Below are 15,897 nucleotides of genomic sequence, written 5' to 3' on the forward strand. Positions count from 1 at the left end.
CCTTGTCCCTCCTCCTCCCTTCAAGTCCTACCATACAAGCGAGCCTGCTCGCGAAGGGGCCCGCAAGAGCGCCTTAGATCCGGAAACTACCCACCAACTGCTTCAACCGCGCCGCCTGCTGTTCAAGGTCGGCACAGGCGCGCAAGGTCGACTGCAGGTTCTCCACGCCCTCCTGGTTCAGCGTGTTGATCTCGGTGATGTCGACGTTGATCGATTCCACCACGGCTGTCTGTTCTTCCGTTGCGGTCGCAACGGATTGATTCATTCCATCGATCTCGCCGATGCGCTGGGTCACGCTGCCCAGGCGCTCACCGGCCTGGTTGGCGATACCGACGCTGCTTTCGCTCTGACGCTGGCTGTCGGTCATGATGGTGACCGCCTCCCTGGCGCCGACTTGCAGTTCCTCGATCATCTTCTGCACTTGCTGCGCCGAGTCCTGGGTGCGGTGGGCGAGGTTGCGCACTTCGTCGGCAACCACGGCAAAACCACGTCCGGCCTCACCGGCGCGCGCGGCTTCGATTGCCGCGTTGAGCGCCAGCAGGTTGGTCTGCTGGGAGATGCTGGTGATCACCTCAAGAATCTGCCCGATGTTGACGGTGTTGCTGTTGAGCGTCTCGATGTTGCCGCACGAGTCACTGATCTTTGCCGAAAGCTGGTGCATCGCCGAGATGGTCTTATCCACCACCTGCTGGCCCTCTTCGGCCAGCGCGCGCGCATCGCTGGAGTGCTGTGAGGCGAGGGCGGCGTTCTGGGCGATTTCCTGGGCGGCGGCGCCGAGCTGATTGATCGCGGCGGCGACGCTGCTGGTGCGGGAGGCTTGCTGATCGGAGTTGAACATCGACGAATTGGACGCGGCGACAACACGCAGGGCCACTTCGTTGACTTGGCCCGTGGCCGAGGACACTTCGCTGATCGAGGTGTGGATGCGTTCAACGAAACGGTTGAATGACAGCCCCAGTGCACCGAATTCGTCATGGCCGTGGATGGTCAGGCGTTTGGTCAGGTCACCTTCGCCCTCGGCGATGTCGTGCATGGCACGGCCCATGGTCAGCAACGGCTGCATCAGGAAACTGATCAACATGCCCAGCAACGCGATGATGATCACCACTGCAATCACCATGGCGATGATCGCCGAGGTGCGGAATTGGCTCAGCATCGAGAACGCAGTGTCCTGGTCCAGCACCAGTGCCACGTACCAGTCTGCAGACGGCACCCCGTTGACATGGGTGAAGGCGATGAACTGGCTTTTGCCATCAATCTCGACTTCTTTCATGCCCGGGCTGACGGTCGGCGCACCGTTGGGGTAAGCGTCGGTGAGCTTTTTGAGCACCCATTTGCTGTCCGGGTGAATCAGGATCTTACCGTCGGCACCCACGATGAAGGCATGGCCGTGGCCGCCGAAGTTCAGCGAGTTGATGATCGCACTGACGCTGGACAGGTCGATGTCGGCGCCAGCAACGCCAATCATCTGGCCCTGGTGCTGAACCGGGGTTGCCACCGTGATCACCAGCTTGCCGGAAGAGGCGGCGATGTACGGTTCGGTGACGATGGTCTGTTGCGCGCTGTTCGCAGCCTTGTACCAGCCGCGGGTGCGCGGGTCGTAATCCGGCGCGCGATTGCCTGCCGGGACTGAGAACATCACGCCATCGGCGCCACCGAAGTAACTCAACTGAAAGTTGCCGGTGTAGGCGGGCAGGTCGATGATTCGTTTCAGGCTGACGGGGGCGTTACCGTCGGCGCTGACCTGCTGGGCCATCGATTGCAGCAATTGCATGCGGCTTTCCAGCCAGGTCTGGATATTGCTGGTGGTCAGGCTGCCAAGTTCCTGCATCGAGGCTTCGGTGCTGCTGCGCAAAGTCTGGCGCTGGCGATAGTCGTTGAACAGGATGAAACAAGCGAATGCGACGGCCACCACGAGGGCGGCAGCCAACAAGATCTTGTGGCTGAATTTCATGTTTCTGGTCATTGGATGAGCTACCGCAGGAGATCGGGTCTACAAAAGGGGGAGCAAATGCCACGGGCGTGGCTTAGCGTTGCTTGTATGTCGACAGAACGGCGCCAAAGATTAGGCGCTTTATGCAAAAACCGATGAAATACCCGGGCGACGGGACGAAGTTCCGGATTTTTGCGAAAAGATAGACGAGCGGCCTTACAAATAGGCCGTCGGACAGGGAACCAGATAGGGCTTTTCTCTTCTAAGGTTCAGCTTGGCAGTCATGCCAATCCCCTCGTCCGTGGAGTTTCACATGTCGCTGCGATCCATCGCCCTGCTGTCGTTTTGCGTGTTGTTGGCTGCGTGCAGCAAGGTCAATCAGGAAAACTACTCAAAGCTGTCGTCAGGAATGGCCAAGGCCGAGGTCGAGACCCTCTTGGGCAAACCTACCGATTGCTCAGGCGCGCTTGGTATGTCCAGTTGCACATGGGGCGACGAGAAGAGCTTTATCAGCGTGCAGTTCGCTGGTGACAAAGTGTTGATGTTTTCCGGCCAAGGCCTGAAGTAAACCGGGGCCACGTGCCCGCGGGAGAAAAACAATGAAGCGGTTATTGATCATGCTTTTTGCCGGCCTGGTGTTGGCCGGCTGTGCCAGTTCTGGCCAGGACCCGTTGGCGCCCAAAACCGCCAACAGTGTCAATCTCAAGCGCTATCAAGGTACCTGGTACGAGTTGGCGCGACTGCCGATGTACTTCCAGCGCGACTGTGCGCAGTCCGAAGCCCACTACACACTCAAGCCTGACGGTAACGTCGCGGTGTTGAATCGCTGCTTGACCCCGCAGTGGGAATGGGAAGAGGTCAGGGGCACGGCTTATCCACAGGTGCCAGGCAAGACCGACAAATTGTGGGTTGAATTCGATACCTGGTTTTCAAGGTTGATACCGGGTGTGGCGAAGGGTGAATACTGGGTGTTGTACGTCAGCGATGACTACAAGACTGCCATCGTTGGCGATCCTAGCCGCCGTTACCTGTGGTTGTTAGCGCGCACCCCGACCGTCAACGGTGTGGTGCGTGAAGAGTTGCTGAGCAAGGCGCGTCAGCAGGGTTACGACACCACGCGGCTGATCTGGCGAGCGTCGGATACGCAGATGGCCAAGACCTCCAACTGACGGTTAGCGCATAACAATGTGGGAGCGGGCTTGCTCGCGAAAGCGGTCTGTCAGTCAACATCTCTGTTGAGTGTGATGACCCCTTCGCGAGCAAGCCCGCTCCCACAGTTGTATTCGTCAGCCTAAAAGTTCGCGCAGGACTTGAGTGAAGGCGCGATTGCTTTCCTCTTCCCCGGCATGCCGCCCGTCACGCACGACCCACTGGCCATTGACCAGTACATCACGCACCTGACGATCTCCACCGGCAAACAACCAGCGATTCAGGATGCCATCGCCGCTCGCAGTGGCCAGGTAAGGATCACTGCCGTCCAGTACCAGCCAGTCCGCACGCTTGCCAACCTCCAATGCACCTATCGGTTGCCCCAACGCCTGCGCACCGCCGTCCAGTGCAGCATCAAACAGCGTGCGGCCGACCATCGGCTGATCCGCGCCATACAAGCGATTGCGCCGTTGATCACGCAGGCGTTGCCCGTATTCCAGCCACCGCAGTTCTTCCACAACGCTCAACGACACATGGCTATCGGAACCAATGCCCATGCGCCCGCCCTGGGCAAGAAAATCCACCGCCGGGAATATCCCGTCGCCCAAGTTGGCTTCGGTGGTCAGGCACAAGCCGGCAATGGCCCGGCTCTTGGCCATCAGCGTGACTTCTTCCGGGTTGGCGTGGGTGGCGTGGACCAGGCACCAGCGTTGATCGACTTCGGTATTTTCATACAGCCATTGCAGCGGGCGACGACCGCTCCAGCTCAAGCAGTCGTCCACTTCTTTTTGCTGTTCGGCGATGTGAATGTGCACCGGGCATTGCTTGTCGCTGGCCGCCAGCACTTCGCTGATCTGTTGCGGTGTGACCGCACGCAATGAGTGGAAACACAAACCCAGGGACTGAGCGGGTTGTTGCGCCAGTATCGGCTGCAGTCGCGATTGCAGCTTGAGGTAGTTCTCGGTGCTGTTGATGAAGCGACGCTGACCGTCGTTTGGCGTCTGGCCACCGAAACCTGAGTGGCTGTAGAGCACTGGCAGCAAGGTCAGGCCGATACCGGCAGCGCTGGCGGCCTGGCTGATGCGCAGCGCCAGTTCGGCGGGATCCGCGTAAGGCTGGCCGTGGGTGTCGTGGTGCACGTAATGAAATTCGGCCACCGAGGTGTAGCCTGCCTTGAGCATTTCGATGTACAGCTGGCGGGCAATGACGCCGAGTTGTTCCGGGCTGATTTTTCCGACGAGGCGATACATCAGGTCGCGCCAGGTCCAGAAACTGTCATTCGGGTTGCCTGCCACTTCCGCCAGCCCGGCCATGGCCCGCTGGAAGGCGTGGGAGTGCAGGTTCGGCATGCCTGGCAGCAGCGGACCGCTTAACCGTTCGGCGTCATCTGCATGGGAATCGGCCTGGATATGGGTCAGGACGCCATCGGCGCTGACCTCAAGACGTACATTGTTGGCCCATCCGTTAGGCAGCAGCGCGCGTTCGGCAAAGAAGGCGGACATGGTTCAGCACCCCATCGTGTGTTATTTGTATATACATATACAGACGTTTGCCTGCCCGGTAAACTCCGGCAAGCTAGCGATATCAATCAAACGACCAAGGATTAACCGTGCCGACTCCGCCTCCAGTCTCTCCGTTGGCCGCGAACATGGGCGACAGTCCGGCGCCCTTGTACGCCCGCGTCAAACAGATGATCACCCAGCAAATCGACAGCGGTAACTGGCCGCCGCACTACCGCGTTCCGTCGGAAAGCGAGCTGGTCAGCCAGCTGGGTTTCAGCCGTATGACCATCAACCGCGCCTTGCGCGAAATGACCGCCGACGGTCTGTTGGTGCGCATGCAAGGCGTCGGCACCTTCGTCGCCGAGCCAAAAAGCCAGTCCGCGCTGTTTGAAGTGCACAACATTGCCGACGAAATCGCCTCCCGTGGCCATCGCCACACCTGCAAGGTGATCACTCTTGAAGAAGAGGCAGCAGGCTCCGAACGCGCCCTGGCGCTGGACATGCGTGAAGGCCAGAAAGTGTTCCACTCGTTGATCGTGCATTTCGAAAACGATATTCCGGTGCAAATCGAAGACCGTTTCGTCAATGCACTGGTGGCGCCTGACTACCTCAAGCAGGACTTCACCTTGCAAACCCCGTACGCCTATCTGAACCAGGTCGCGCCGCTGACCGAAGGCGAGCACGTGGTCGAGGCGATTCTGGCCGAGCCGTCCGAATGCAAGTTGCTGCAGATTGAAAAAGGCGAGCCGTGCCTGCTGATCCGTCGCCGCACCTGGTCCGGCCGTCAACCGGTGACCGCCGCCCGCCTGATCCACCCCGGTTCCCGTCATCGTCTGGAAGGACGCTTTCATAAATGAGCAGTTTGAAAGTTTTACGCGCCAAAGATTACCCGCGCATGCCGTGGAAAAACGGCGGCGGCAGCACCGAAGAGATCACTCGTGACGCCGGAACTGGGCTGGACGGTTTCGGCTGGCGCCTGTCGATTGCCGACATTGGCGAGTCGGGCGGGTTTTCCACCTTCGCCGGCTATGAGCGAATCATCACCGTGTTGCAGGGCGATGGCATGACCTTGTCGGTCGACGGTCAGGTCACGCGACCGTTGTTACCGATCGATCCATTTGCCTTCAGTGGCGAGAGCCAGGTGTCGTGCACCTTGCTGGGTGGGCCGATCCGCGATTTCAACCTGATATACGCGCCGCAGCGATACAGCGCACGGCTGCAATGGCTGAGCGGTGAGCAGCGGTTTTTCAGTGAGGCGGGGGTTGTGCTGGTGTTCAGCGTCAGCGATGCGCTTGAGGTGAAGGCCGGTAACGCTGCTTCGCAACTCGGTCGTCATGATTGCCTGCAACTCATCGGTAACACCGGCCTGCTGGAAGTCTCCAGCAATGGTGCCTGCTGCGTGATTGAGCTGTCTGTGCGTTGATTAACTGCTAAACATATCTCATGTGGCGAGGGGATAAATCCCCTCGCCACAAAAGCAATCACCTTTCCTGTTTCCCATCGCGCACCACTTTGTTACCGAACGCCCCAGCGTGGCGCAAAACCACGCTCAAGTAACAACGCCACCCCTCTTCAAAAAATCCCCTCGAAAATTTTCATCTACGCCGCAACCCTTGATCCAGGCGCTCTCCAGCCATTTCTGAATTTTTCTTGAATGCTCATCCAACAAGTTGGCCGCTTGATTGCATATGCTTGTATGTACAAGTAAAGACGTATGCGTATGAGTCGATCGAGACTCCCCGCAACGTCCACTGATTCGCTTGTGGCGCGTTGACGCGCACAGGCTGGCTTACCCACCGCCAGGGTTGGTTTGGATTGATCGCTGAGGAGTCTTTTTCGTGACTGACAATAAAACTACCAAGTTTCGTGACGTTGAAATCCGCGCTGCCCGCGGTAACAAGCTGACCGCCAAGAGCTGGCTGACCGAAGCGCCGCTGCGCATGCTGATGAACAACCTCGACCCGGAAGTCGCCGAGAACCCCAAGGAACTGGTGGTGTACGGTGGTATTGGTCGTGCGGCGCGTAACTGGGAGTGCTACGACAAGATCGTCGAGAGCCTGACCCACCTGAACGACGACGAGACCCTGCTGGTGCAATCCGGCAAGCCGGTCGGCGTGTTCAAGACCCACGCCAACGCCCCGCGCGTCCTGATCGCCAACTCCAACCTGGTACCGCACTGGGCGAGCTGGGAGCACTTCAACGAGCTCGACGCCAAAGGCCTGGCCATGTACGGCCAGATGACCGCCGGCAGCTGGATCTACATCGGCAGCCAGGGCATCGTCCAGGGCACCTACGAAACCTTCGTCGAAGCCGGTCGCCAGCACTACAACGATGACCTCAAAGGCAAGTGGGTACTGACCGCCGGCCTGGGCGGCATGGGTGGTGCGCAGCCTCTGGCGGCCACCTTGGCTGGTGCATGCTCGCTGAACATCGAATGCCAGCAGGTCAGCATCGATTTTCGCCTGAAAAGCCGTTACGTCGATGAACAGGCCAAAGACCTCGACGACGCTCTGGCGCGCATCGCCAAATACACCAAGGAAGGCAAGGCGATCTCCATCGCCCTGCTGGGTAACGCGGCTGAAATCCTCCCGGAACTGGTCCGTCGCGGCGTGCGCCCGGACATGGTCACCGACCAGACCAGCGCCCACGACCCGCTCAACGGTTACCTGCCAGCTGGCTGGACCTGGGACGAATATCGCGCTCGCGCCAAGACCGAACCGGCTGCGGTGATCAAGGCCGCCAAGCAATCGATGGCCGTGCACGTCAAGGCGATGCTCACCTTCCAAAAACAAGGCATCCCGACCTTCGACTACGGCAACAACATCCGCCAGATGGCCCAGGAAGAAGGCGTGGAAAACGCATTCGACTTCCCGGGTTTCGTACCGGCCTACATCCGTCCACTGTTCTGCCGTGGCATCGGCCCGTTCCGTTGGGCGGCGCTGTCGGGCAACGCTGAAGACATCTACAAGACCGACGCCAAGGTAAAAGAGCTGATCCCGGACGACGCCCACCTGCACAACTGGCTGGACATGGCGCGCGAGCGCATCAGCTTCCAGGGCCTGCCGGCACGTATCTGCTGGGTTGGCCTGGGCTTGCGCGCCAAGCTGGGCCTGGCGTTCAACGAAATGGTGCGCAGCGGTGAGCTGTCGGCGCCCATCGTGATCGGTCGCGATCACCTGGATTCCGGTTCCGTTGCCAGCCCGAACCGCGAAACCGAATCGATGCAGGACGGCTCCGACGCCGTGTCCGACTGGCCACTGCTCAACGCCCTGCTCAACACCGCGAGCGGCGCGACCTGGGTGTCCCTGCACCACGGCGGCGGCGTCGGCATGGGCTTCTCCCAGCACTCGGGCATGGTGATTGTCTGCGACGGTACTGACGAAGCGGCCGAGCGTATCGCGCGCGTTCTGCACAACGACCCGGCGACCGGCGTCATGCGTCACGCCGATGCCGGTTATCAGATCGCGATCGACTGCGCGAAGGAACAAGGGCTGAACCTGCCGATGATTACCGGTAAATAAAAATGCGGGCCGCCTGTAATGGGTGGCCCGACGCATAACCTGTAGGAGCTGCCGCAGGCTGCGATCTTTTGGCGTCATCAGTGACGCCGAAGATCAAAAGATCGCAGCCTGCGGCAGCTCCTACATAGAACAAAAACGACATCGACAAACAATCCACAGAGGTTGAACCATGGCTGTCAGCAGCGAGCGTGCAGGCAACAAACCGTTGATCGAGAAACGTTCGATCGACTACATCCCGGAAGCGGAAAGACACGGTCGTCTGTTTAGCCAGTTCACCCTGTGGATGGGTGCCAACCTGCAAATCACCGCGATTGTTACCGGAGCCTTGGCCGTGGTGCTCGGCGGTGATGTGTTCTGGTCGTTGATCGGTTTGCTGATCGGACAAGTGCTCGGCGGCGGCGTAATGGCGTTGCATGCCGCGCAAGGTCCCAAGCTTGGCCTGCCGCAGATGATCTCCAGCCGTGTGCAATTCGGAGTTTATGGCGCGGCCATCCCGATCGTGCTGGTCTGCCTTATGTACCTGGGCTTCACCGCCACGGGCACCGTGCTTTCCGGCCAGGCGCTGGGGCAGTTGTTTGGCGTCAGCGACAGCGTCGGGATCCTCATCTTCGCCAGTGTCATCGTGCTGGTCACTGTGCTCGGTTATCGGGTGATCCATTGGATCGGCCGTGTTGCCAGTGTCATTGGTGTGATTGCCTTTGTTTACCTGTTCAGCCGTCTGATGAGTCAGGTTGACGTTGGCGCACTGCTGGAAATTCGCCATTTCAGCTGGAGCAGCTTTCTGCTGGCCGTGTCGCTTGCGGCGTCCTGGCAAATCGCTTTCGGCCCCTACGTGGCTGACTATTCACGCTACTTGCCGAGCCAGACTTCCTCGGTGAAAACCTTTTTCGCCGCAGGCGCAGGTTCGGTGATTGGCGCACAAGTGGCGATGATTCTCGGTGTGTTTGCTGCTGCTTCGGCCAATGGACAATTCGCTGGCCACGAAGTCGCCTACATCGTTGGTTTGGGCGGTACCGGCGCCACCGCTGCGTTGCTGTATTTCAGCATTGCGTTTGGCAAGGTCACCATTTCCACGCTGAACTCCTACGGCAGCTTCATGTGCATCGCGACCATCATCAGCGGTTTCCGTGGTGACTTGAAGGTAACGCGCTTGCAGCGTCTAGCCTTCGTGCTGGTCATCGTCGGGGCTGCGACCTTGATGGCTTTGCTCGGCCAGCACTCGTTCCTCGGCGCGTTCAAGTCCTTCATCCTGTTCCTGCTGGCGTTCTTTACGCCATGGAGCGCGATCAACCTGGTGGACTACTACTGCATCACCCGCGAGCGCTATGACGTGCCGGCGCTGTCCGATCCGAATGGCCGCTACGGTCGTTGGAACACCCTTGGTATCAGCGTCTATGTTTTCGGTGTGCTGGTGCAGCTGCCGTTCATCGCCACCAAGTTCTATACCGGTCCGCTGGTGGATGCCCTTGGAGGGGTGGATATCTCCTGGATCATCGGTCTGGTGATCCCTGCAGCCCTGTACTACGTGTGTGCGAAAAAATGGCACGGCTCAGTGCCCGATCACCTGATTCTGCCGGTCGAGCAGGACAGCGTTGTAGAACCTATAACAAGCGGGGCCGGTCGTGCTGCGGCGCAGGCCTGATTGGACGTGGACAGGGCTGGATGCCTCTTGACTGCCGTAAGCCAATTCATGATTAGGAGCGTCATTACAATGAAATCGAACAAGACCCTGCTGACCACATTGCTTTCCATGGGCCTGCTGGCCAGTGCCGGCGCCACTCAGGCGGCGGGTTGGTGCGAGTCGGGCAAACCGGTGAAATTCGCCGGCCTGAACTGGGAAAGCGCCATGTTGCTGACCGACGTGATGCAAGTCGTGTTGGAAAAAGGCTACGACTGCAAGACCGACAGCCTGCCGGGCAACTCCATCACCATGGAAAACGCCCTGAGCAGCAACGATATCCAGGTGTTCGCCGAAGAGTGGGTCGGCCGCAGCGAGGTCTGGAACAAGGCCGAGAAGGCCGGCAAGGTCGTCGGGGTCGGCGCTCCGGTCGTCGGCGCGATCGAAGGCTGGTACGTGCCGCGCTACGTAATCGAAGGCGATGCCAAGCGCAAGCTGGAAGCCAAGGCTCCGGACCTGAAAAACATCGCTGACCTGGGCAAATACTCCGCCGTGTTCAAGGACGCTGAAGAGCCATCCAAAGGGCGTTTCTACAACTGCCCGGCCGGCTGGACCTGTGAGCTGGACAACAGCGAAATGCTCAAGAGCTACGGCCTGGAAAGCACCTACACCAACTTCCGCCCAGGCACCGGCCCGGCGCTGGATGCCGCCGTACTGTCGAGCTACAAGCGCGGCGAGCCGATCCTGTTCTACTACTGGTCGCCGACGCCATTGATGGGCCAGGTCGACGTAGTGAAGCTCGAAGAGAAACCCGGTGTGAACAAGACCGTGACCATCAAGGTCGGCTTGTCCAAGACTTTCCACGACGAAGCGCCGGAACTGGTGGCCGTGCTGGACAAGGTCAACATTCCGATCGACCTGCTGAACCAGAACCTGGGCCGCATGACCAAAGAGCGGATCGAGTCGCCAAAACTGGCCAAGATCTTCTTGAAGGAACATCCTGAAGTCTGGCACGCCTGGGTAAGTGAAGACGCAGCCAAGAAAATCGACGCGGCCTTGTAGGTTGGGCTTCTCCGGCAGTCGGTAACGGCTGTCGGATGCTTGATCGCAACCCCTTGATTGAGAGTCTCTTATGTTTCCCGAAAGCTTTACCTTTTCCATCGCCGACTGGGTCAACGGTTGGGTCGATTCGCTGGTCACCAACTACGGCGATGTGTTCCGCAGCATCTCCGACACCCTGTTGTGGGCCATCGTCAATCTTGAAGGGCTGCTGCGTGCGGCGCCCTGGTGGCTGATGCTGGCAATCGTGGCGGGCGTTGCCTGGCATGCCACTCGCAAAGTCGTGACCACCGGCGTGATCGTCGGCTTGCTGTTCCTGGTGGGCGCGGTTGGCCTCTGGGACAAGCTGATGCAGACCCTGGCACTGATGATGGTGGCCACGGTTATTTCAGTGCTGATCGGCATCCCGTTGGGCATCCTCTCGGCGCGCAGCAATCGCCTGCGTTCGGTGCTGATGCCGTTGCTGGACATCATGCAGACCATGCCGAGCTTCGTGTACCTGATCCCGGTGCTGATGCTGTTCGGCCTGGGCAAGGTTCCGGCGATTTTCGCGACCGTGATCTACGCCGCGCCACCGCTGATCCGTTTGACCGACCTGGGCATTCGCCAGGTTGACGGCGAGGTGATGGAAGCCATCAACGCCTTCGGTGCCAACCGTTGGCAGCAACTGTTCGGCGTGCAACTGCCGCTGGCCCTGCCGAGCATCATGGCCGGGATCAACCAGACCACCATGATGGCCCTGTCGATGGTGGTGATCGCCTCGATGATCGGTGCCCGTGGCTTGGGCGAAGACGTGTTGGTGGGGATTCAGACCCTCAACGTCGGACGCGGCCTGGAAGCCGGTCTGGCGATCGTGATTCTGGCAGTGGTGATCGACCGCATTACACAAGCGTACGGTCGCGCACGGCATGAGGTGAGCAAATGAACAACGCAACCGTGAGCAAGATTGAAGTCAAGAATGTCTTCAAGATTTTCGGCAACCGTGCCAAGGATGCCTTGGCGATGGTTGGCCAGGGTAAGACCAAGGATCAGGTGCTGGCCGAAACCGGCTGCGTGGTCGGGGTAAACGATTTGTCCCTGAGCATCGGCAGCGGCGAGATTTTCGTGATCATGGGCCTGTCCGGTTCCGGCAAATCCACCTTGGTGCGCCACTTCAATCGCCTGATCGACCCGACCAGCGGCGCAATCCTGGTGGATGGTGTGGACATCCTGCAATACGACATGGAAGCCCTGCGCGAATTTCGCCGGCGCAAGATCAGCATGGTGTTCCAGAGTTTCGGCCTGCTGCCGCACAAGACCGTACTGGACAACGTCGCCTATGGCTTGAAGATCCGTGGCGAGAGCAAGCAGATGTGCGCCGAGCGCGCGCTGCACTGGATCAACACCGTGGGCCTCAAGGGCTACGAAAACAAATACCCGCACCAGCTCTCTGGCGGCATGCGTCAACGTGTGGGTTTGGCCCGTGCTTTGGCGGCGGACACCGATATCATCCTGATGGACGAAGCCTTCAGTGCCCTCGACCCGCTGATCCGCGCCGAGATGCAGGACCAGTTGCTGGAACTGCAAAAGACCCTGCACAAGACCATCGTCTTCATCACCCACGACCTCGATGAAGCCGTGCGCATCGGCAACCGCATCGCGATCCTCAAGGACGGCCGCCTGATCCAGGTCGGCACGCCGCGAGAGATCCTGCATTCGCCAGCGGATGAGTATGTCGACCGGTTCGTGCAGCGACGGGCGGCGGTGGTGTAAACAGCACCGCTTTTGTGGCGAGGGGATTTATCCCCGTTCGGCTGCGTAGCAGTCGTAAAGCCATTAGACGCGGTATGCCTGAGAAACTCTGGTGGCATGTTTTGGGGCCGCTTCGCTGCCCAACGGGGATAAATCCCCTCGCCACAGAGTTTCATTAGTCAAAAGAGTTTGTATGAGGTTAATGATGTCCCAGGCTGAAAAAATCGTTATCGCCGATGCCCCGTTGCGTTGGCAGGATGTGGTTGCCGTAGCCCGCCATGGCGCACAGCTTGAGCTGTCGGAGCAGGCCTGGGCTCGCATCGAAAATGCCCAGGCGATCGTCCAGCGCATCGTCTCCAGCGGCGAACGCGCCTATGGCGTGAATACCGGGCTGGGCGCTTTGTGCAACGTTTCGCTCAAAGACGAACAACTCAGCCAACTGTCGCGCAATACCTTGCTCAGTCACGCCTGTGGCGTGGGTGCTCCACTGGCCGACGAACAGACTCGCGCGATCATGTGCGCGGCGATCCGTAACTATTCCCACGGCAAATCCGGCATTCATCGCCGAGTGGTCGAAGCCTTGCTGGCGTTGCTCAATCGCGGCATCACTCCGCAAGTGCCGTCTCAGGGTTCGGTCGGCTACCTGACCCACATGGCCCACATCAGCATCGCCCTGCTGGGTGTCGGCAACGTCAGCTATCGCGGGCAAGTCGTGTCGGCGCAACAAGCGTTGGCCGAAGAGGGCTTGCAACCGGTTCAACTCGGCGCCAAGGACGGGCTGTGCCTGGTCAACGGTACGCCGTGCATGAGCGGCCTCAGTTGCCTGGCCATTGCCGACGCCACGCGACTGCTGCAATGGGCCGATGTGATCAGCGCCATGAGCTTCGAGGCCCAGCGTGGCCAGATTGCAGCGTTCGATGCCGAGATCATCGCCCTCAAGCCGCATCCGGGCATGCAACAGGTCGGGATCAATTTGCGGGCGCTGCTCGATGGCAGTGAAGTGATTGCCCAAAGCAAAGGCATTCGTACGCAGGATGCATTGAGTATCCGCTCGATTCCGCAAGTGCACGGCGCCGCTCGCGATCAGCTTGAGCACGCGATCAAGCAAATCGAAACCGAACTCAACGGCTGCACGGATAACCCGTTGTTGCTGGGTACACCGGACAACTTCCGCGTCATGTCCCAGGCCAATCCCCACGGCCAGTCCGTGGCAATGGCGGCGGACCTGCTGGCGATTGCCATGGCCGAAATCGGCTCCATCGCCGAGCGGCGCCTGGACCGTTTGATCAACCCGCACGTCAGCGGCTTGCCGGCGTTCCTGGTGGCCAACCCGGGGGTGAACTCCGGGATGATGATCGTGCAGTACGTCGCCGCGTCGCTGTGTGCGGAAAATCGCCAACTGGCGCAACCGGCGGTGCTCGACAACTACGTCACCTCGGGCTTGCAGGAAGACCACCTGAGCATGGGCACCAACGCCGCATTGAAGCTGCACCGCGCGTTGGAAAACTGCACGCAGATTCTCGCCATCGAGTACTTGCTGGCGGCCCAGGCTTTCGAGTTCCTGAAAGAACAGCGTTTTGGTGCTGGCACCGATGCCGCGTGGCGCCTGCTGCGCGAACGCGTGCCGGCCTACGATCAGGACCGCTGGCTGGCGCCGGACATCGCCGCCGCTGCCGGCGTTTTGAAAGACCCGGCTTTGTTGCAAAAGGCTTTACCGAATCTGAACTGATTTCCATACCCAACCAGCGTGCCAAGGCGCCAGCCCTTTCAAAAAGAGGGAAGCGACGGACAACGGATCAATCCGGAGCGTCTGGTAGTTAATAACAAACTCTCAAAAGGAGCATGAAATGACTGCGCTTAACTTGATTCCTGGCCAACTGAGCCTTGCCCAATTGCGTGATGTTTATCAGCAACCGGTCAAAATCACCCTCGACCATAGCGCCGCGGCCCAGATCGAAGCCAGCGTCGCCTGCGTGGAGCAGATCCTCGCCGAAAACCGCACCGCTTACGGTATCAACACCGGTTTCGGCCTGCTGGCCTCGACCCGCATTGCCAGCGAAGACCTGGAAAACCTGCAGCGCTCGCTGGTGCTGTCCCACGCGGCTGGTGTTGGCGAGCCGATTAGCGACGCGCTGGTGCGTCTGGTCATGGTGCTCAAGGTCAACAGCCTGAGCCGTGGTTTCTCCGGCATTCGTCGTGTAGTGATCGACGCATTGATCGCCTTGATCAACGCTGAGGTCTACCCGCACATTCCGCTGAAAGGTTCGGTCGGTGCGTCCGGCGACCTGGCCCCGTTGGCGCACATGTCGCTGGTACTGCTGGGCGAAGGCAAGGCACGCTACAAAGGCGAGTGGATGGAAGCGAGGGAAGCGCTGAAAGTCGCTGGCCTGACTCCGCTGACCCTGGCTGCGAAAGAAGGCCTGGCGTTGCTCAATGGCACGCAAGTATCCACGGCATTCGCCTTACGCGGTCTGTTTGAGGGTGAGGACTTGTTCGCCGGAGCCCTGGCTCTGGGCGGCCTGACCGTTGAAGCGGTCCTGGGTTCGCGCTCGCCATTCGACGCACGCATTCACGCCGCCCGTGGTCAGAAAGGCCAGATCGATGCCGCTGCCGCCTACCGCGACCTGCTGGGCGAGCGCAGTGAAGTCTCTGATTCTCACCAGAACTGCGAAAAGGTCCAGGACCCGTACTCCCTGCGCTGCCAGCCGCAAGTCATGGGCGCCTGCCTGACCCAGTTCCGCCAGGCTGCCGAAGTGCTGGCGATCGAAGCCAACGCCGTATCCGACAACCCGCTGGTATTTGCCGCAGAAGGTGACGTGATCTCCGGCGGCAACTTCCACGCAGAACCGGTGGCCATGGCCGCTGACAACATGGCCTTGGCCATCGCTGAAATCGGCTCCCTGAGCGAGCGGCGCATTTCGTTGATGATGGACAAGCACATGTCGCAACTGCCGCCGTTCCTGGTGGCCAATGGCGGCGTCAATTCCGGCTTCATGATCGCCCAGGTGACCGCAGCGGCGCTGGCCAGCGAGAACAAGGCGCTGTCCCATCCGCACTCGGTGGACAGCCTGCCGACTTCCGCCAACCAGGAGGACCACGTGTCCATGGCTCCGGCCGCAGGCAAGCGTTTGTGGGAAATGGCCGAGAACACCCGTGGCATTCTGGCTGTGGAATGGCTGGCCGCCGCTCAGGGCCTGGACCTGCGCAATGGCCTGAAGACGTCGCCGAAGCTGGAAAAGGCTCGGGCCATCCTGCGTAAGGAAGTGCCGTTCTATGAGAAGGACCGCTTCTTTGCACCGGACATCAATGCGGCGACTGAGTTATTGGCTTCGCGTTGCTTGAATGAATTGGTCGCGGCGAAGTTGCTGCCTAGCCTCTAACCCG

The 15,897-nt window shown here is 59.9% G+C and carries 13 protein-coding genes; 11 read left to right on the forward strand and 2 right to left on the reverse strand.

Going from position 1 to position 15,897, the window contains the following annotated elements:
- Window positions 1–73 precede the first annotated feature (73 nt).
- On the reverse strand, window positions 74–1,966 hold the full coding sequence (locus QLG10_RS03985) for a methyl-accepting chemotaxis protein (protein WP_282485635.1): 1,893 nt from the start codon (window positions 1,964–1,966) through the stop codon (window positions 74–76).
- A 280-nt stretch (window positions 1,967–2,246) separates the two neighbouring features.
- Here QLG10_RS03985 and QLG10_RS03990 point away from each other — a divergent pair, with 280 nt between their 5' ends.
- Together QLG10_RS03990 and QLG10_RS03995 are read left to right on the forward strand one after the other, a co-directional pair.
- Window positions 2,247–2,501 carry a hypothetical protein gene (locus QLG10_RS03990; RefSeq protein WP_110751981.1) on the forward strand — a complete coding sequence of 85 codons (255 nt, stop codon included), beginning with the start codon at window positions 2,247–2,249 and terminating at the stop codon, window positions 2,499–2,501.
- Window positions 2,502–2,532: 31 nt separating this feature from the next.
- Window positions 2,533–3,102: a lipocalin family protein gene (locus QLG10_RS03995; RefSeq protein ID WP_020797439.1), complete on the forward strand. Its 570-nt coding sequence runs from the start codon at window positions 2,533–2,535 to the stop codon at window positions 3,100–3,102.
- Window positions 3,103–3,219: 117 nt separating this feature from the next.
- Here the strand turns inward: QLG10_RS03995 and QLG10_RS04000 are convergent, their stop codons facing one another.
- A complete protein-coding gene (locus tag QLG10_RS04000) occupies window positions 3,220–4,584 on the reverse strand; it encodes a formimidoylglutamate deiminase (RefSeq protein ID WP_110751984.1) in 1,365 nt (454 codons plus the stop codon).
- A 146-nt stretch (window positions 4,585–4,730) separates the two neighbouring features.
- Here QLG10_RS04000 and hutC point away from each other — a divergent pair, with 146 nt between their 5' ends.
- The 9 genes from hutC (at window position 4,731) to hutH (QLG10_RS04045) (ending at window position 15,893) form a co-directional block, all read left to right on the forward strand.
- A complete protein-coding gene (gene hutC / locus QLG10_RS04005; RefSeq protein WP_162135916.1) occupies window positions 4,731–5,441 on the forward strand; it encodes a histidine utilization repressor in 711 nt (236 codons plus the stop codon).
- Entirely contained in the window at window positions 5,438–6,007 is a 570-nt protein-coding gene (locus tag QLG10_RS04010; protein ID WP_282485642.1) for a HutD family protein, read from the forward strand. Before hutC ends, QLG10_RS04010 begins: the two co-directional genes overlap by 4 nt.
- A 415-nt stretch (window positions 6,008–6,422) precedes the next feature.
- Window positions 6,423–8,105: a urocanate hydratase gene (gene hutU, locus QLG10_RS04015; RefSeq protein ID WP_282485644.1), complete on the forward strand. Its 1,683-nt coding sequence runs from the start codon at window positions 6,423–6,425 to the stop codon at window positions 8,103–8,105.
- Window positions 8,106–8,274: 169 nt separating this feature from the next.
- Window positions 8,275–9,747, forward strand: coding sequence for a cytosine permease (locus tag QLG10_RS04020; protein WP_188264543.1), 1,473 nt, complete (start codon window positions 8,275–8,277; stop codon window positions 9,745–9,747).
- 69 nt (window positions 9,748–9,816) lie between these two features.
- Complete coding sequence (locus QLG10_RS04025) at window positions 9,817–10,785, forward strand: ABC transporter substrate-binding protein (protein WP_020798508.1); 969 nt, start codon at window positions 9,817–9,819, stop codon at window positions 10,783–10,785.
- 70 nt (window positions 10,786–10,855) lie between these two features.
- Window positions 10,856–11,707 (forward strand): proline/glycine betaine ABC transporter permease, encoded by an 852-nt coding sequence (locus QLG10_RS04030; RefSeq protein WP_110755251.1) that lies wholly within the window; start codon window positions 10,856–10,858, stop codon window positions 11,705–11,707.
- Window positions 11,704–12,534 carry a glycine betaine/L-proline ABC transporter ATP-binding protein gene (locus QLG10_RS04035; RefSeq protein ID WP_110755250.1) on the forward strand — a complete coding sequence of 277 codons (831 nt, stop codon included), beginning with the start codon at window positions 11,704–11,706 and terminating at the stop codon, window positions 12,532–12,534. Before QLG10_RS04030 ends, QLG10_RS04035 begins: the two co-directional genes overlap by 4 nt.
- Before the next feature lie 184 nt (window positions 12,535–12,718).
- Window positions 12,719–14,242, forward strand: coding sequence for a histidine ammonia-lyase (gene hutH, locus QLG10_RS04040; protein ID WP_110755249.1), 1,524 nt, complete (start codon window positions 12,719–12,721; stop codon window positions 14,240–14,242).
- A gap of 118 nt (window positions 14,243–14,360) precedes the next feature.
- Window positions 14,361–15,893 carry a histidine ammonia-lyase gene (gene hutH, locus QLG10_RS04045; protein WP_179057042.1) on the forward strand — a complete coding sequence of 511 codons (1,533 nt, stop codon included), beginning with the start codon at window positions 14,361–14,363 and terminating at the stop codon, window positions 15,891–15,893.
- Window positions 15,894–15,897: the final 4 nt, after the last annotated feature.

The organism is Pseudomonas sp. V98_8 (assembly GCF_029967975.1).
In the GTDB taxonomy this organism is placed as follows: Bacteria; Pseudomonadota; Gammaproteobacteria; order Pseudomonadales; family Pseudomonadaceae; genus Aquipseudomonas; species Aquipseudomonas umsongensis.